At 63.0% G+C, this 16852-nt stretch carries 18 protein-coding genes and 1 pseudogene; 5 read left to right on the top strand and 14 right to left on the bottom strand.

Annotated elements, in window-relative coordinates:
- Positions 1-3: 3 nt before the first annotated feature.
- On the top strand, positions 4-2892 hold the full coding sequence (locus NLY36_RS25490) for an EAL domain-containing protein (RefSeq protein WP_023706671.1): 2889 nt from the start codon (positions 4-6) through the stop codon (positions 2890-2892).
- 196 nt (positions 2893-3088) lie between these two features.
- On the opposite strand, the gene NLY36_RS25485 is transcribed toward NLY36_RS25490, so the two are convergent.
- Positions 3089-3697: a YqgE/AlgH family protein gene (locus NLY36_RS25485; RefSeq protein ID WP_023735573.1), complete on the bottom strand. Its 609-nt coding sequence runs from the start codon at positions 3695-3697 to the stop codon at positions 3089-3091.
- A gap of 215 nt (positions 3698-3912) precedes the next feature.
- On the opposite strand from NLY36_RS25485, the gene NLY36_RS25480 reads away from it, so the two are divergent.
- The 3 genes from NLY36_RS25480 to NLY36_RS25470 all read left to right on the top strand — a co-directional run bounded on the left by NLY36_RS25480 (position 3913) and on the right by NLY36_RS25470 (position 5880).
- Positions 3913-4719, top strand: a complete 807-nt coding sequence (locus tag NLY36_RS25480) for a protein-disulfide reductase DsbD domain-containing protein (RefSeq protein WP_023706670.1) — start codon at positions 3913-3915, stop codon at positions 4717-4719.
- A gap of 111 nt (positions 4720-4830) precedes the next feature.
- Positions 4831-5313, top strand: coding sequence for a peroxiredoxin (locus tag NLY36_RS25475; RefSeq protein ID WP_023698522.1), 483 nt, complete (start codon positions 4831-4833; stop codon positions 5311-5313).
- Positions 5314-5400: 87 nt separating this feature from the next.
- Positions 5401-5880: a DUF2938 domain-containing protein gene (locus NLY36_RS25470; protein ID WP_023732091.1), complete on the top strand. Its 480-nt coding sequence runs from the start codon at positions 5401-5403 to the stop codon at positions 5878-5880.
- 72 nt (positions 5881-5952) lie between these two features.
- Here NLY36_RS25470 and NLY36_RS25465 read toward each other — a convergent pair.
- From NLY36_RS25465 to coxB, 13 genes and pseudogenes are all read right to left on the bottom strand, one after another.
- A pseudogene (locus NLY36_RS25465) lies at positions 5953-6536 on the bottom strand (histidine phosphatase family protein).
- A gap of 30 nt (positions 6537-6566) precedes the next feature.
- Complete coding sequence (gene rnhA / locus NLY36_RS25460; RefSeq protein WP_023692070.1) at positions 6567-7103, bottom strand: ribonuclease HI; 537 nt, start codon at positions 7101-7103, stop codon at positions 6567-6569.
- A complete protein-coding gene (locus NLY36_RS25455) occupies positions 7100-8062 on the bottom strand; it encodes a homoserine kinase (protein WP_023668411.1) in 963 nt (320 codons plus the stop codon). Before NLY36_RS25455 ends, rnhA begins: the two co-directional genes overlap by 4 nt.
- A 7-nt stretch (positions 8063-8069) precedes the next feature.
- Positions 8070-9080, bottom strand: coding sequence for a 4-hydroxy-3-methylbut-2-enyl diphosphate reductase (gene ispH, locus NLY36_RS25450; protein WP_023735576.1), 1011 nt, complete (start codon positions 9078-9080; stop codon positions 8070-8072).
- A gap of 164 nt (positions 9081-9244) precedes the next feature.
- Positions 9245-10000, bottom strand: coding sequence for an SURF1 family protein (locus NLY36_RS25445; RefSeq protein ID WP_023735577.1), 756 nt, complete (start codon positions 9998-10000; stop codon positions 9245-9247).
- The gene (locus NLY36_RS25440; protein ID WP_023668414.1) at positions 9997-10383 is read right to left on the bottom strand and encodes a DUF983 domain-containing protein; all 387 of its coding nucleotides are present in this window, start codon (positions 10381-10383) and stop codon (positions 9997-9999) included. Before NLY36_RS25440 ends, NLY36_RS25445 begins: the two co-directional genes overlap by 4 nt.
- 13 nt (positions 10384-10396) lie before the next feature.
- Positions 10397-10537, bottom strand: coding sequence for a L,D-transpeptidase family protein (locus NLY36_RS25435; RefSeq protein WP_023735578.1), 141 nt, complete (start codon positions 10535-10537; stop codon positions 10397-10399).
- A 76-nt stretch (positions 10538-10613) separates the two neighbouring features.
- The gene (locus tag NLY36_RS25430) at positions 10614-11495 is read right to left on the bottom strand and encodes a cytochrome c oxidase subunit 3 (RefSeq protein ID WP_023668416.1); all 882 of its coding nucleotides are present in this window, start codon (positions 11493-11495) and stop codon (positions 10614-10616) included.
- 1 nt (position 11496) lies between these two features.
- Entirely contained in the window at positions 11497-12123 is a 627-nt protein-coding gene (locus NLY36_RS25425; protein WP_023709656.1) for a cytochrome c oxidase assembly protein, read from the bottom strand.
- 8 nt (positions 12124-12131) lie between these two features.
- Positions 12132-12287 (bottom strand): cytochrome c oxidase system small membrane protein, encoded by a 156-nt coding sequence (locus NLY36_RS25420; protein ID WP_023668418.1) that lies wholly within the window; start codon positions 12285-12287, stop codon positions 12132-12134.
- On the bottom strand, positions 12284-13228 hold the full coding sequence (locus NLY36_RS25415) for a heme o synthase (protein ID WP_023735579.1): 945 nt from the start codon (positions 13226-13228) through the stop codon (positions 12284-12286). The genes NLY36_RS25420 and NLY36_RS25415 overlap by 4 nt, the downstream gene beginning before the upstream one ends.
- A gap of 71 nt (positions 13229-13299) precedes the next feature.
- A complete protein-coding gene (gene ctaD, locus NLY36_RS25410) occupies positions 13300-14952 on the bottom strand; it encodes a cytochrome c oxidase subunit I (protein ID WP_023668420.1) in 1653 nt (550 codons plus the stop codon).
- Between the two features lie 38 nt (positions 14953-14990).
- On the bottom strand, positions 14991-15887 hold the full coding sequence (coxB, locus tag NLY36_RS25405) for a cytochrome c oxidase subunit II (protein ID WP_050485823.1): 897 nt from the start codon (positions 15885-15887) through the stop codon (positions 14991-14993).
- Between the two features lie 363 nt (positions 15888-16250).
- Between coxB and NLY36_RS25400 the strand changes: the two genes are divergently transcribed.
- Positions 16251-16835 carry an invasion associated locus B family protein gene (locus NLY36_RS25400; protein WP_023668422.1) on the top strand — a complete coding sequence of 195 codons (585 nt, stop codon included), beginning with the start codon at positions 16251-16253 and terminating at the stop codon, positions 16833-16835.
- Positions 16836-16852 lie beyond the last annotated feature (17 nt).

Genomic DNA, 16852 nt, shown 5'->3' with positions numbered 1-16852 from the left:
TTTTTGACGAATTTCCTGCGAAACGGGTCGCTGTTGGCCTTTGTTCTGGCGGTTGTCGTCACGCTTTGCGCGGCGCTCCCGGCCTTCGCCGTCGAACCGATCAAGATTGCCCGCGACGATGTCGCGCTCGACCTGTCGCGCGCCGTCCAGATCTACGTCAATCAGGGCGAAAACTTCCAGGTGTCGACCGCGCCCGGTCCCGACGGGATCGTGCGGCGCATCGAGGTCGAGGCCAATGACGCGCGCTCGAGCGGTGACTGGGCGGTGTTTGCGCTCGCCAACACCACCGACCAGCAGCTCGACCGGCTGATCGTGGCGCCGCATTTCCGGCTGGTGAATTCCGGCATCTTCTGGCCCGATCTCGGCGCCACCCGCATCGCCGCTATCACCCCCAGCGAGGGATTCGCGCTCGACCGCCAGTCAAGCTCCGACGCCGACGTGTTCCGGGTGACGCTGAACCCGGGAACGGTGATCACCTTCATCGCCGAACTCGCCTCGCCGAAGCTGCCGCAGGTCTATCTATGGGAGCCGGAAGCCTACAAGGACTCGGTCAATTCCTATACGCTGTTCCGCGGCATCGTCATCGGCATCGCCGGGCTGCTGGCGCTCTTCCTGACCATCCTTTTCGTCGTCAAGGGAACCTCGATGTTTCCGGCGACAGCCGCACTTGCGTGGGCGGTACTTGCCTATATCTGCGTCGATTTCGGCTTTCTAAACAAGATCATAGAGATATCGCCCGGGAACGAGCAGATGTGGCGGGCGGGAACGGAGGTGGCGCTTGCGGCGACCTTCGTGGTGTTCCTGTTCGCCTATCTCAACCTCAACCGGTGGCACGGCCATTTCAGCTATGGCGCGCTGGTCTGGATCCTCGGCCTGGTGCTGATTGCGGGTGTGGCCATCATCGATCCGGCCGTCGCCGCCGGTATTGCCCGGCTGTCCTTCGCCGCCACCGCGCTGACCGGGCTTGGCCTCATCATCCTGCTCGGTCTTCGTGGTTATGACCGTGCGATCATGCTGGTGCCCAGTTGGGTGATGGTGCTGCTATGGCTGTGCGGGTCGTGGATGGCGATCACCGGCATGCTCGACAACGACATCGCCCAGCCGGCATTGGGCGGCGGGCTGATCCTGATCATCCTTTTGATCGGCTTCACCGTCATGCAGCATGCCTTTGCCGGCGGCGCGCTGCATCAGGGCCTGTTCTCCGACCTCGAACGGCAGGCGCTGGCCGTAGCCGGCTCCGGCGACACGGTGTGGGACTGGGACGTGCTGCGCGACCGCGTCGTCACCAAGCCCGACGTCAGCATCCAGCTTGGCCTCGCTCCCAACAGCCTGGGGGGTGCGGCCCGCAACTGGCTGCCGGTGCTGCATGCCGACGACCGCGACACGTTCCGCACCACGCTCGACGTGGTGCTCGAACATCGGCGCGGCCGGGTCTCGCAGAATTTCCGCCTGCGCGGCGCCGACGGGCACTACCACTGGTTCTTGCTTCGGGCGCGGCCGGTGATCGGCTCGGATGGCGAAGTGATTCGCTGCGTCGGCACCATGGTCGACGTTACCGAGCAGAAAAAGTCCGAGGAAAGGCTGCTGCACGATGCCGTTCACGACAATCTGACCGGCCTGCCCAACCGCGAACTTCTGATGAACCGGCTGGAAGCCATCATCTCGATCGCGCGCACCGAAGAGAAGGTGCGCCCCACCGTCTTCGTCATCGACATCGACCGTTTCAAGCAGGTCAATGACGGGCTTGGCATCTCGGCCGGCGACACCATCCTGCTCACCATTGCGCGCCGCTTGCACCGGCTGTTGAAACCTAAGGATTCGCTGTCGCGCTTTGCCGGTGACCAGTTCGCCCTGATGCTGCTCTCCGAACAGGAACCCTCCCGCATCGCGGCGGTGGCAGACGCCATCAAGCACGCCATCAACAACCCGATCACCTTCGCCAAGCGCGAGATCGTGCTGACTGCCTCGATCGGCCTGATCACCTGGACCTCGGCGCAGACTTCGGCAGAAGACATGGTCAAGGACGCCGAGCTTGCCATGCACCAGGCCAAGCGCTTCGGCGGCGACAGGATCGAGCCGTTCCGGCCGGCCTTCCGCACCGTCGGCACCGACCGGCTGCAATTCGAATCCGATCTGCGCCGCGCCATCGAGCGGCGCGAATTCACCCTTGCCTACCAGCCGATCGTGCGGCTGGAGGACGGCAGCATTGCCGGCTTCGAAGCGCTGCTGCGTTGGGACCATCCGCGCCGCGGCATGATCCCGCCGGGCGATTTCATCCCGGTCGCCGAAAGCTGTGGCCTGATCGTGCAGCTTGGGCTGTTTGCCATGCAGCAGGCGGCCGAAGACCTCGCCGGCTGGCAAAAGCAGATCGGCGACACCCCGCTGTCGGTGTCGGTCAATCTGTCCAGCCGCCAGCTGATCCGCCGCGACCTGGTCAGCGATGTCCGCTCGGTCATCGCCCGCGCCAATCTGAAGCCGCGCTGCTTCCGGCTCGAACTTACCGAATCGCTGGTCATGGACAATCCAGAGCAGACCTCGCATGTGCTGACCAAACTCAAGCAGCTCGGCATCGGCCTGTCGCTGGACGATTTCGGCACCGGCTATTCCTCGCTCGCCTATCTGACCCGCTTCCCCTTCGACACCATCAAGATCGACAAGAGCTTCGTCGACGACGCGACGCCGAAGCGGGCGGTGCTGCTCAAATCCATGGTCAACATGGCGCATGAACTCGGCCTGTCGGTGGTGGCCGAGGGCATTTCCGACGAAAGCGATGCGCTGGAATTGCGCCAGATGGGCTGCGAATATGTGCAAAGCTTCATGTTCGGCGCGCCGATGCCAGGCGACCAGGTGCTGAAGGCGTTGAAAGAACAGTACCCGATGACGCAGGCGTGATGGGTGAGGCATGCGTCGTGCAGGCGCGTGGTTACATTGGAATGAACCCCGAAAATTAGCTGAAGCGACCGCGCCTTCGTCATCCTAGGGCGAAGCAAGGAGCGCAGCGACGCGGCGCAGACCCTAGGATGACGAAAGTGGCGGGCGGCTTCGGCTAGTCGCGAAGGTTCGGCGGAACGTCGGCGAAGGCGAGGCTTCAGGCGTGCCCCGCGGCCAGGCTCAAATGCGTCAGATCAATCCCGATCGATGCCAGGATGCGGTCGTACTTCCGCTCGATGTCGGCGTCGAACAGCAGCTCCGGCGTGGCCGGACAGGTCAGCCAGCCATTCTCGGCGATCTCGGTTTCCAGCTGGCCGGCGCCCCAGCCGGAATAGCCGAGCGCCATCAAAGCGCGCCGCGGGCCGCGGCCGGACGAGATGGCGCGCAATATGTCGACCGTCGCGGTCAGGCAGATATCGTCGGAGACGGTGAGCGAGGATTCCACCCGGTAGTCGCCCGAGTGAAGGACGAAGCCGCGGCTGCGGTCCACCGGGCCGCCATTGCGCACCACGAAGTCGCGGGCCTGCGCAGGCAGCCTGATCGCCTCCTGTTCGTTCATGATGCCGAGCTGCACCAGAAGATCGGGAAACAGCATCTGTTGCGTCTGGTTGATGATCAGGCCCATGGCGCCTTCATCGCTGTGCGCACAGATGTAGATGACCGAGCGCGTGAAGCGATCGTCCTTCATGCCGGGCATGGCAATCAGAAACTGGTCGTCAAGAAAGCCGCGTCCACCGGCTGTCTTTTTGTGGCGCAACAAGTCCATGGACTGGAGCGTAACGCGTTTCCGGGACGCCGAAAAGATGCGCCGCGTGCGATTCGGCCAAAGCCCAACGGTTGGAACAACGGAATCTTGACTGCGAACTTCACTCGGCCGATTGCTTGAAGCCAACTGTTCCTTGCCCGAAGGTCACGCAAATATGATACGCAGAGCGCCATGAAAACATTGCGCGGCCATGAACTGACGATCAAATCAACGCCATGCAAAGCTTGAAAATCCTGCTGCTCGGTATTGCTATCGGATGCGGAGCAGTCCTGCCCGCCGCCGCCTCCTCGTCGGAATGGTACAACAGCGAAGGCGGCAAGGTGCGGCTGGTGACAACAGGCAAGGCCGACGAGGCCGGTCGCATACAGGGCGTGCTCGACATCGCGCTCAAGCCCGGCTGGAAAACTTATTGGCGCGATCCGGGCGACGCCGGCGTGCCGCCGCAGATCGACGTTTCGGCCAGCACCAACATCACCGATGCGGCGTTTTCCTTCCCGCCGCCGCAGCGCCATGACGACGGCTACGGCAAATGGGCCGGCTACAACCATCCGGTCTCGCTGCCGGTGACATTCACTTTGTCGTCGCCTGGGGATGCGGCCGTCATCGATGCCGACATCTTTCTCGGCATCTGCGAGACGATCTGTATTCCGGTGCAGACGCGGCTGAGCGTCGATCCCGCCGCCGATCCCGACAATGCCGAGGATGCGGCGCTGGTGAAGGCTGCACTCGCCACCTTGCCCGCGCCTGCCAAGCCCGATTTCGGGATCAAGGTGCTGCCGGGCGACCATGAGACGCTGATGGTCGAGGCGACTTTTCCCGGAGATCCGGAGGCGGCGGATTTATTCGTCGCCGGGGGACGCGATTATATGTTCGGGGCGCCTGCACGCAGCGAAAAGGACGGCCGGCTGGTATTTACCATTCCGATCCTCGACCGGCCGTCGACGACACCGACCGATGGCGGGTTGTATTACACCCTGACAAGTGCCGAAGGCGCGGTCGAGGGCGTTCTGCCGTTCCCCTGATACCGAACCCGATCAGGGCTTTCCCTTGATCCAGGCCTTGTCGGCGGTTGCGGGAGATGCCCGATTTCGCTATCGCAGGAAACCTTCCCTGCTTTTCACACGAGGACCATCATGACGATTGCCGTTGGCGACAAACTGCCCGATGCGACCTTCAAGGAAATGACCGCCGACGGCGCCAAGGTGATCACCTCGGCCGAGATTTTCGCGGGCAAGAAGGTCGTGCTGTTCGGCGTTCCAGGCGCCTTCACGCCGACCTGCAGCAACAATCATCTGCCGGGCTATCTCGAGAACCACGATGCCATCCTGGCCCGCGGCGTCGACACCATCGCCGTCGTCTCCGTCAACGATGTCCATGTCATGGGCGCCTGGGCCAATTTCACCGGCGGTCAAGGCAAGATCCTCTATCTCGCCGACGGCAATGGCGACTTCGCCAGGTCGATCGGCCTCGACTCCGACTATTCCAGCGGCGGCATGGGATTGCGCTCGAAGCGCTTCTCGATGATCGTCGACAACGGCAAGGTCACGGCGCTCAATGTCGAGACCAAGCCAGGAGTCGACACATCGGGTGCCGCTCACATTCTGAGCCAGCTCTAAACCGCGGCGGCCGCGTCGGCTCATGAGCGCCATGGCCTGACGACGACGCGCTTCCAGCCGGATTGCCTGCTTTGGGGGACATCGACGATGTTTGACATCATCTGGCGCAGCGTTGCGATCGGCATCGGCGCCACGGTGCTGATGGATCTTTGGGCGCTGTTCCTGCATCTGGCGCTCAGCCAGCCGCGGCCGAACTGGGGGCCGCCCGGCCGCTGGGTCTGGCACCTTAGGGAAGGCAAGGTTTTCCACGACGATATCGCCCATGCCGCACCCTATGCGCATGAGCAGGCGCTGGGCTGGGCCTTCCATTATGTCACCGGCATCGTCTACGGCTTCATCCTGGTGGCGCTGGCGGGCACGGCATGGCTGGACGCGCCGACCTTCCTGCCGGCCTTCATCCTCGGCATGGTCACCATCGGCGCCGGCTGGTTCCTGCTGGCGCCCGGCATGGGCGCCGGCTGGGCTGCGTCAAAGCGCCCCAACGCGATGCAGATCCGCGCCTTCAACGTGATCTCGCACACGGTGTTCGCGCTCGGCCTCTACGGCACGGCCCTGCTGATCCGCTGAGGACAGGTTCTATCCGCTGGTCGCCAGCGGCTTCATCGCGGCTACGGTATCGATGATCTCCTGACATCCGCTTTAGCGCGGCGCCAGACTGTCTATCGGCCGCCATCCGTGGACGACGCGGCGCGTGCCGACATCATAGGCGAAGTAATTGCCGCCGCCGGCCGGCTGATCCGCCGCGCGGCTGATTGCGCGGCCGCTGAGCGAGAGCAGCAAGAGCGTTCCGACGCCGCCATGGCCGACGAAGGCAATGTCGCCGCCGTCGGCAGCACCCAGCACCGTTTCGACCTCGCTGACAATGCGTTGCTGGGCGTCGATGGCCCGTTCCCAGCCGCGAATGCTTTTGTGCGGATTGGCGAAGAACTGTCGGCGACCGCCTCGAACTCCGGCGGCGGCAGGAAGCCGGTTGCCGACCGATCGTTCTCATGCATGCGCTCCTTCACCTCGACCGCGAGGCCGAGGTGTTTGCCAAGGATCTCGGCGGTTTCGATCGCCTTGCGCTCGGCCGACGAGACGACACGGCGGATCGATCCGACCCATGGCTGATCGAGCATGGCTGATGCTCGCGCTCGTCCGATCTCGGACAGCCCCCAGTGCGGCACGGGAACGTTGGCATCGATCTGAACCTGGGGATGGGTGATGTAGTATACGATCGGCATGAGTGAGATCCCCTTGCCGATAGCTTGAGCTCAATAGCTTTGGGTCGAGCGCCGTGCCCGTGGCGCCGGCTGCTTCTCGGATGCCGCCGGCTTCAGCGCCACTTTCGGCGCCGCAGGTTTGGCTGAGCCCCTCTTGAACGGCGCCATACCTTCCCTTGCGAGTTCGTCGGCGCGTTCGTTCTCGGTGTGGCCGGCATGGCCCTTGACCCAGTTCCAGGTCACCTTGTGGCGCCGATTGGCCTCATCCAGCGCCTGCCACAGTTCACCGTTCTTGACCGGCTTCTTGTCAGCGGTCTTCCAGCCGTTTTTCTTCCAGCCGTGGATCCATTTGGAGATACCGTCCATGACATATTTGCTGTCGGTGTGAAGCTCGACGGCGCACGGCTCCTTCAGCGCATTCAGCGCCGAGATGGCGGCCAGCAGCTCCATGCGGTTATTGGTCGTCTCGGCCTCGCCGCCCGACAATTCCCTGGTCTTGCCGTTGAAGCGCAGGATGGCGCCCCAGCCGCCGGGACCGGGATTGCCCGAGCAGGCGCCGTCGGTGAAGATTTCAACCTGCTTGGTCATGTCAGTCCGTATTCCGAAGGCGACCTGATCGCGCGGTGGAAGCGCATGCGGCGGATATATTCGGTCGGATCGCGCTTCATGACCAGCCCGCCCTCTGGAACCGTCAGCCAGTCATAGAGCCGGGTCAGCATGAAGCGCAGCGCCGAACCGCGCGAAAGCATCGGCAGCGCTGCTTTCTCGCCATCGCTCAAAGGCCGCACGCTCTGATAGCCGGCCAGCAGCGCCGTGCCTTTGGTCAGGTTGAAGGAGAAATCCTTCTCGAAACACCAGGCGTTGAGACAGGTGGCGACGTCATAGGCGTAGAGGTCGTGGCAGGCGAAATAGAAGTCGATGAGGCCGGACAGTTTCTCGCCGAGGAAGAAGACATTGTCGGGAAACAGATCGGCATGGATGATGCCGGCAGGAAGGCCCTGCGGCCAATGGCGTTCGAAATCCGCGAAATCGGCGTCGACCTCGGCCGCCAGTCCCGGCTCGACCTCGTCGGCTCGGTCGCGCGAGGCGTTCCACAATTTGCGCCAGCCCTCGATGGCCAGTGCGTTGTCACGCGTCATCGCAAAATCCTGCCCGGCCAAATGCAGGGCGGCGAGCGCCTTGCCGACCTCGGCGCAATGCGCCGCTGTCGGCCGCCGCAGCGACAGGCCTTCGAGGAAGGTGATGATGACCGCGGGACGGCCGGCCAGCGTGCCGATGACGGTGCCGTCATGCGCGGTCACCGGCAGCGGGCAGGAAATGCCTTTGCGGGCGAGATGGCCCATCAGGCCGAGGAAGAACGGCAGGTCGGCCTTGTCGACGCGCTTCTCGTAGAGCGTCAGTATGTAAGAGCCGCTTGAGGTGTGCAGTAGGAAATTCGAATTCTCCGTGCCTTCGGCGATACCCTTGTAGGACAAGAGTTCGCCGACTGGATATGCCCTCAGGAACGCGCCGAGTTCGCCCTCATTGACGTCGGTGTAGACCGCCATGGGCTCTTCACGCGGCTCCGTTGACGAAGGCCATGTCGGCCCGCGTCAGTTCGACATCGCGCAGAACCCGCATGACTGGAAAATCCTCCGTTTCGGTGGCCGTGATCGCCAGGTCGATGGTCACCTCGAAGCGCTGGCGGAAGGCGTCGATGATCTCGTCGACGATGATCTCCGGCGCCGACGCGCCGGCAGACAGGCCGAGCGTCGAGATGTTTGTGAAGTCATTCCACGGAATTTCGGCGGCGCGCTGTACGAGAAGCGACATGGTGGCGCCGGCGCGCTCCGCCACTTCGACAAGACGGCGCGAATTGGAGGAATTGGGCGCACCGACGATCAGATAGAGATCGGCGCCGGCGGCGGTTTCCTTGACCGCTTCCTGGCGGTTGGTGGTGGCGTAGCAGATCGATTCGGCGGCCGGTGCATGCAGTTGCGGGAAGCGCTCCTGCAGCACCCGCAATATGCCGGCAGTGTCTTCGACCGACAACGTTGTCTGGCTTACGAAGCCGAGCGCTTCCGGGTCGGCGGGGGCAAAGGTCCCAGCTTCGGCTTCGGTCTCGATCAGCGTGACGGCGCCTTCCGTCAGCTGGCCCATGGTGCCGATCACTTCGGGATGGCCGGCATGGCCGATCAAAAGCACATGGCGGCCGAGCCGCTGATGGCGCATCGCCTGCTTGTGCACCTTGGACACCAGCGGGCAGGTGGCGTCGAGATAGAAGAGCTCGCGTGCCTTGGCGTCGGCCGGCACCGATTTCGGCACGCCGTGGGCCGAGAAGACAACCGGCGACTTGCGGTGCTCGGCCGGGATTTCCGAGAGTTCCTCGATGAAAACCGCGCCAAGGCTTTGCAGGCCTTCGACGACATAGCGGTTGTGAACGATCTCGTGGCGGACATAAACCGGCGCGCCGTATTTCTTCAACGCCAGCACGACAATCTGGATCGCGCGGTCGACGCCGGCGCAAAAGCCGCGCGGCTGGCAGAGCCGGATCGTCAGCGGTGGTTTTGTGGCGGTCTGCAGCATGATTCCAGATCGGTTGATCGTATCGTGACGCGAAATGAGGTGTGCACCCCTGCCCTGTCAAGGGCAGTTGAGATCAGGTTGAATGGTCAACCTGATCCAACTCTTTGTTGGAGCATGATCTTGTCCGAAAAACCGGTTCCCAGTTTTCGGGATCATGCTCTGGATCATTCAGTCTTTGCCGGACGGCGCAGCCTGACGATCAGAACCGCGGCAAGAGCCGCCGCCAGGCCAAACCAGGTGAAGGCATATTGCAGATGAGAGTTCGGCAGGTCGATGATGGTGACGCCGCCGACCGGCAGCCCGCCCGGGTTCGGCGTCTTGTCGGCGTCGATGAAGATCGGCACCAGCACGGCACGCGCCGGCAGGCCGGCACTCGCCGCCATGGCATCGCGGTCCTTCCAGTAGAAGATGTTCTTGGCCACGTCATTGTCGGGCAGCATCATCGACGGCTTGGCCGGCAGCGGGTTGCGCGCCAGGCCGGTGACCGTGACCTTGCCGGTCACCTGCCCTTGCGGGCGCTTGGCGGCATCCTTGAGATCATAGGGAACGAAGCCGCGGTTGATCAGGACGTAGCGGCCATCGTCGAGGGCCAGCGGGGTATAGACGTTGAAGCCGGCGTCGCCGTCCCATGTGGCGTAGAAATGCCGCTCGCCGGAGTGCAGGAACGTCCCGCTGACGGTGACCGGCGTGTAGTCGACATCACCGGTGGCGGCGAATTCCTTCTCGACGTCCGCCAGCGGCCGCGGCGCTGAATGGGTGCGCTGGTCGATGGTCTGCAGAAGGGCTTCCTTCCAGTACAGGCGCTGCACCTGCCATGTGCCAAGCCCGAGCAGGATGACGAACACCACCAGGCCGAGGCCGAGCAGCAATGCCGTCTTCGGCCGCGAGCGGCCGGCGGGCTTGGTCAGCGCCTCGCTCATTGCCCCTGGTCCAGGCGGCCTTCGGCCGCCTTGTTGGCGTATTGAAGCGTCAGCAGCACCCCCTTGATCAGCCTCAGCGCCGTCAGGCACAGCGCCACGGCCAGCGGTATCCAGATGATGAAATGCAGCCACAGCGGCGGGCTCAGCGTCACCTCCACCCACAGCGCCAGCCCGACGACGATGAAGCCGATGATCAGGATGACGAACACCGCCGGGCCGTCGCCGGCATCGGCGTAGGAATAGTCGAGGCCGCAATTGTTGCAGCGCTTTCCGACGGTGAGGAAGCCGGAAAACAGCCGTCCTTCGCCGCAGCGCGGGCAGCGTCCGTGCAGGCCGGCCGAGATCGGCTCAATGGGTGGCCAGATCGCCCTATCTTCACTCATGGATAGTCATGCTTTACGGCTCGATTTCGATCAGCGTTCCATCCGGCACCATAGTCCAGATTTCGTCCATGTCGCAGTCGGTAACCCCAATGCAGCCATCGGTCCAGTCGACCAATTGAAGCAGCCAGCCCGACCAGCCGAATCCGTTGGACATTAACGGGCGCCGAAAAGAAGAAAGGCGACCGCGTTGCCGCGACCGCCCTTCTGATTTGTCGGTTCGGTGAAAGCCGTCAGTGGCCTTCGATCACCGCGCCGACCGATCCCCAGACGTAGATCGATGCGAACAGGAACAGCCAGACCACGTCGACGAAGTGCCAGTACCAGGCAGCCGCCTCGAAGCCGAAATGCTGCTTGGGCGTGAAGTCGCCTTTCCAGGCGCGGATCAGGCAGACCAGCAGGAAGATGGTGCCGATGATGACGTGGAAGCCATGGAAGCCTGTCGCCATGAAGAAGGTGGCGCCGTAGATGGAATCCTTGAAGCCGAACGGAGCGTGCATGTACTCGTAGGCCTGCACCATGGTGAACAGCATGCCGAGGCCGACGGTCAGCACCAGGCCGTTGATCAGGCCCTTGCGGTCGCCATGGATAAGCGAATGGTGCGCCCATGTCACCGTGGTGCCCGACAGAAGCAGGATGATGGTGTTGTAGAGCGGCAGATGGAAGGGATCGAGGACTTCGAGACCCTTCGGCGGCCAGACGCCACCAGTGAAAGCGGTGCGGGCGTAATTCTGCACTTCGCTCGGAAACAGGCTGGCATCGAAATAGGCCCAGAACCAGGCGACGAAGAACATCACTTCCGAAGCGATGAACATGATCATGCCGTAGCGCAGATGCAGCGACACGACGCGCGTGTGGTGGCCCTCATGCGCTTCCTTGATGGTGTCCGACCACCAGGCAAACATCGTGTAGAGGACGATGACGAGGCCGATGAAGAACAGCCATGGATTGGCGATGTTGTGGCCGAAAATCGGGAAATCGCCGTTCTTGAGATACTGCATCAGGGCTACGCCGCCGACTGCAGTCACCAGTGCGCCTATCGACCCCAGGAAGGGCCACGGGCTCGGGTTGACGAGATGGTAGTCGTGTTGTGGTTTTGCGTGCGCGTCTGCCATATCAACCCCCGAGATTTGCTTCGGTATCTGAAACTTTGCTGCTGCTGTCCGGCGTCGATGACGCCACCGGCTTGTTCTTTTGGACCGGGAACATCGTGTAGGACAGGGTGATGGTCTTCAAGTCCTTCAGTTCCGGCACGTTGACGATATCGGGATCCACATAGAACACGACCGGCATGTCCAGCGTCTCGCCGGGCTTCAGCGTCGTGTCGGTGAAGCAGAAACACTCGACCTTGTTGAAGTAGGGGCCCGCCAGTTCCGGCTGCACGTTGAAGGTGGCGCGGCCGGTAACGGCGCGGTCGAACTTATTGGTGGCGCTGTAATGCGCCTGCGTGGTCTCGCCGATCTTGATGGTGACCGAACGGGCGACCGGCTGGAACTGCCACGGAATGCCGTTGGTGTTGGCGTCGAAGCGCACGGTGATGTCGCGGTCGAGGATGCGGCCGGCATATTGCTTTTCGGCGCGCTGCGTCGTGCCGCCATAGCCGGTAGCCTGGCAGAACATCTTGTAGAGCGGCACCGCGGCGTAGGCCATGCCGATCATGCCGCCGAAGAAGGCGACGCAGACCGCGGCGACGGCGCGGTTGGTGTTCTTCTTCCTGGGATCGGTCACGGTCTGGCGGGTCATCATCGGCCTCATCCGGTATGGCCGAATTTCACGATGGTCGCGACGTAGAAGATGACGACCAGAATCGCCAGCGCGACGCCGATCGCCGCCGAACGGTTGCGCCGCGCCTTCTTCTGGCTTTCGGTCAGCGTGACCAGTTCAAGCTTCTTGTCGATCATGGTCATGCTCCACCGATGGCCAAAGCGCGACCGACGACACAGTCGGCAAGATAGATGGCGAAGATGGCGAAGAGGTAGAGCAGCGAATAGGCGAACAGAGCCTTGGCCGGCTTCATGACGCGGTCGCTATCGGTCATGCACAGCACTTTCCAGGCATACCAGACGAAGCCGGCGCCGAGAGCCACTGATGCGACACCATAGAAGGCGGTGGTGAAACCGAGCAACCAGGGCAGCACGCCGATCGGCGCCAGGATCAGGGCGTAGGCAAAGATCTGGCGGCGGGTCGAGGCCTGGCCGGCAACGTTCGGCATCATCGGGATGCCGGCCTTGGCGTAGTCGTCGGACTTGAACAGCGCCAGCGCCCAGAAGTGCGGCGGCGTCCACAGGAAGATGATCAGGAACAGGACGAGGCTTTCCAGGCTCACCGTTCCGGTCACCGCGGCCCAGCCGATGACCGGCGGGATGGCGCCGGCGGCGCCGCCGATGACGATGTTCTGCGGCGTCGAGCGCTTCAGCCACATCGTGTAGACGACGGCGTAGAAGAAGATGGTGAAGGCAAGCAGCGCCGCCGACAGCCAGTTGACCAGCACGCCCAGGGTCATCACCGACAGCACCGAAAGCACAAGGCCGAAGCTCAGGGCTTCGCCGGGCAGGATGCGGCCGGACGGTACCGGGCGGCCGGCGGTCCGGCTCATCACCGCATCGATGTCGGCGTCGTACCACATGTTGAGCGCACCCGAGGCGCCGGCGCCGATGGCAATGGCCAGGATGGCGATCACCGCCAGCAGCGGGTTGATGGTCACGGGCGCAGCGACCATGCCGACAAAGGCCGTGAACACCACCAGCGACATGACGCGCGGCTTCAGCAGGGCGAAGAAATCGCCCGACGTGGCTTCCGACATGCGAAAGCCCGCTTCGTCAATCATTGGGTCGTCGACAAGGGCCATGCGTACATAAGTCCAATCATTCCGTTGGCCGAAAACCGCCGGCGGGCCGGCGGTTTCGTATTCGGGCTGCCTTACTTGATCTTCGGCAGCTGTTCCCACTGGTGGAAAGGCGGCGGCGAAGGCAGCTGCCATTCGAGCGTCGTTGCACCCTCGCCCCACGGGTTGGCGCCGGCGACGCGCTTCTTCTGGAAGGCCTCGAACACGCCATAGAGGAAGATCACCACGCCGACGGCCGATATATAGGAGCCGTAGGACGACACCATGTTCCAGCCGGCGAACGCGTCGGGATAGTCGATGGTGCGGCGCGGCATGCCGGCCAGGCCGAGGAAATGCTGCGGGAAGAAGATCAAATTGACGCCGACGAAGGTGACCCAGAAGTGGGTGTTGGCGATCACCGGCGAGTACATGTAGCCGGTCATCTTGGGGAACCAGTAGTACCAGCCGGCGAAGATGGCGAAGACCGCACCCAGCGACAGCACATAGTGGAAGTGGGCAATGACGAAATAGGTGTCATGCAGCGAGCGGTCGAGGCCGGCGTTGGCGAGCTGGACGCCGGTGACGCCGCCGACCGTGAACAGGAAGATGAAGCCCAGCGCCCACAGCATCGGCGTCTTGAACGAGATCGAGCCGCCCCACATCGTCGCGATCCAGGAGAAGATCTTCACGCCTGTCGGTACGGCGATGACCATGGTGGCGAAGACGAAGTAGCGCTGCGTGTCGAGCGACAGGCCGGTCGTGTACATGTGGTGCGCCCAGACGATGAAGCCGACGGCGCCGATCGCGACCATGGCGTAGGCCATGCCGAGATAGCCGAACACCGGCTTCTTCGAGAAGGTCGAGACGATGTGGCTGATGATGCCGAAGCCCGGCAGGATCAGGATGTACACTTCGGGGTGACCAAAGAACCAGAACAGATGCTGGAACAGGATCGGATCGCCGCCGCCATCCGGGGCGAAGAAGGTGGTGCCGAAATTGCGGTCGGTAAGCAGCATGGTGATGCCACCGGCCAGAACCGGAAGCGACAAGAGCAGCAGGAAGGCGGTGATCAGAACCGACCAGGCAAATAGCGGCATTTTGTGCAGCGTCATGCCCGGCGCGCGCATGTTGAAAATGGTGGTGATGAAGTTGATGGCGCCGAGGATCGAGGACGCGCCGGCAATGTGGATCGACAGGATCGCCAGATCCATGGCCGGCCCGGGCTGGCCGGAGGTCGACAGCGGCGGATAGAGCGTCCAGCCGCCGCCAACGCCATAGGCGCCGGGCGCGCTCGGCATGAAAGCCGAAGCGATGAGCAGCAGGAAGGCCGGCGGCAGCAGCCAGAACGAGATGTTGTTCATGCGCGGGAAGGCCATGTCAGGCGCGCCGATCATGATCGGCACCATCCAGTTGGCGAAGCCGCCGATCAGCGCCGGCATGACCATGAAGAAGATCATGATCAGCGCGTGCGCGGTGCCGAAGGCGTTGTACATGCTCTTGCCGCCGTCGATGGCGGCATCGCCGTTCATGCCATAGACCATCTGCGCCAGACCGGTGAAGATCTGGATGCCCGGCTCCTGCAGCTCCATGCGGATGACGACCGAAAGCGCGCCGCCGACGATGCCCGCGAAGATCGCGAAGATCAGGTAGAGCGTGCCGATGTCCTTGTGGTTGGTGGAGTACACCCACCGGACCCAGCCATGATAGGGCTTGTGGTCGTGGTCGTCGTGAGCTGCAGCTTCTGCCATGGTCGGCTCCGTTCCCTAATTCTTGCTAACCCGCGGCATCAATTGCCGGCGGCCGCTACCTTGTTGGTACCGTCGACCTCGGCCATCAGCGCCTTGTTGGCGCCGGGGAGGTCGGTCTTGGCTGCTGCCAGCCAGGTCTTGTACTGCGCATCGGATACGACGCGGACGGCGATCGGCATGAAGGCATGGTCCTTGCCGCAGAGCTGCGAGCACTGGCCGTAATAGATGCCTTCCTTTTCCGCCTTGAACCACGTCTCGTTGGTGCGGCCGGGAACCGCGTCCATCTTGATGCCGAAGGCCGGAACGGCAAAGGAATGGATCACGTCGGCTGCGGTAACCAGGACGCGCGTCATGGTGTTGACCGGCACGACCAGCTCGTTGTCGACCGCCAGCAGGCGCGGATAGACCTTGCGGTCTTCCTTGCCGATCGCGGCGCGGTCGGCGTCCTGCAGGATGGCCGAGTTGAAGGAGAGCGTGTTCTCGGTCTGGTACTCATAGTCCCAGTTCCACTGATTGCCCGTTACCTTGACGGTCAGCTTGGCCTCTTCCGGCGGCGTGTACTGCGCCGTCAGCAGTTGGAACGAGGGAATGGCGATGAACAGCAGGACGACGACCGGCCCGACTGTCCAGATGATCTCGATCAGCGTGTTGTGGCTGGTCTTGGACGGAACCGGGTTTTTGCTGGCGCGGAACCTGAAGATGCACCAGGCGAGAAGCGCCAGAACCAAAGCAGTGATCGGGACGACGAACCACATCGTGTAGTTCCCGAACCACTCGATCTGCCGCATCATGTCTGTCGCCGGCGGCTGAAAAGTCATCTCCCACGGCTGCGGCTGGGCCGCATGGGCGGAGGCACCGGCGAAAAATGCGGCGGCGGCGCCTGCCGTTGCCATCAATTTGGCGCTTGCTGGGAATTTTCTCATCGCCCTCTTCATCTCCCGGTTCCTCGCGATCGCGACGCAAGAATATCGAACAATGCCGGGATGGGAATCCCGGACAGTCCCAAGGGTGGTTCAAACCATACTCTATTTCCCTCCGCAAGAAAGGAGCGGGCGAAACCGTGCGGCATTTTTGCGCGCAAGTGCTGCCGCGCTGTTTCGACGGCCTCGTGGCCCGCGCGGGTCGTCGACAGACAGGCTATGCGGGCTTGTGTCCGGAATGCGCCCGACGGTCGCAATTCGGGCGAATTTGCTAGGGAAAAGCGCATTATTGCGCCTGCCGGGGCTGACCGGCGGTCGCCCTATCCTTTACTTGGCCTTGGCGCGGCTTAAAGTGCCGTGATTCGCAATGGAGCCGTCATGACCTCTTGGCTTTCGAGAAACGCCTGGCATTCGAAGAGCGCCTGGCATTCGAAAAGCGCTTGGCTTTCGAGAAGCGGGGCGAAGGTCGTTTTTCTCGCCGCCCTGATCGGTATCGGCTCGTCCGCAACCGGCGTCGCCAATGCAGCGCAGCCCAGCGGCACGGTCAAGTCAACGCATGGCGCGTGGTCGATCATCTGCGACACGCCGGCCGGCGCCACCTCGGAACAATGCGTGATGATGCAGAACGTCGTTGCCGAGGATCGCCCGGAAATGGGACTGTCCGTCGTCGTCCTGCGCACCGCCGACAACAAGGCCGAGATCCTGCGCGTGCTGGCCCCGCTCGGCGTTCTGCTGCCCAATGGCCTGGGCCTCAATGTCGACGGCAAGGATATTGGCCGCGCCTATTTCGTGCGCTGCTTCCAGGACGGCTGCTATGCCGAGGTCATTCTCGAAAAGCCGCTGCTCGATACGCTGAAGACCGGGACGTCGGCCACCTTCATCGTCTTCCAGACGCCGGAAGAAGGCATCGGCATCCCCGTCGACCTCAAGGGCTTCGCCGACGGTTTTGCCGCCCTGCCCTGAGCTTGATGCTTGCGAAA

Origin of the sequence: Mesorhizobium sp. C399B, assembly GCF_030323185.1 — a bacterium.
GTDB lineage: Bacteria > Pseudomonadota > Alphaproteobacteria > Rhizobiales > Rhizobiaceae > Mesorhizobium.
This window is presented reverse-complemented; position numbering and strand designations above follow the sequence as displayed.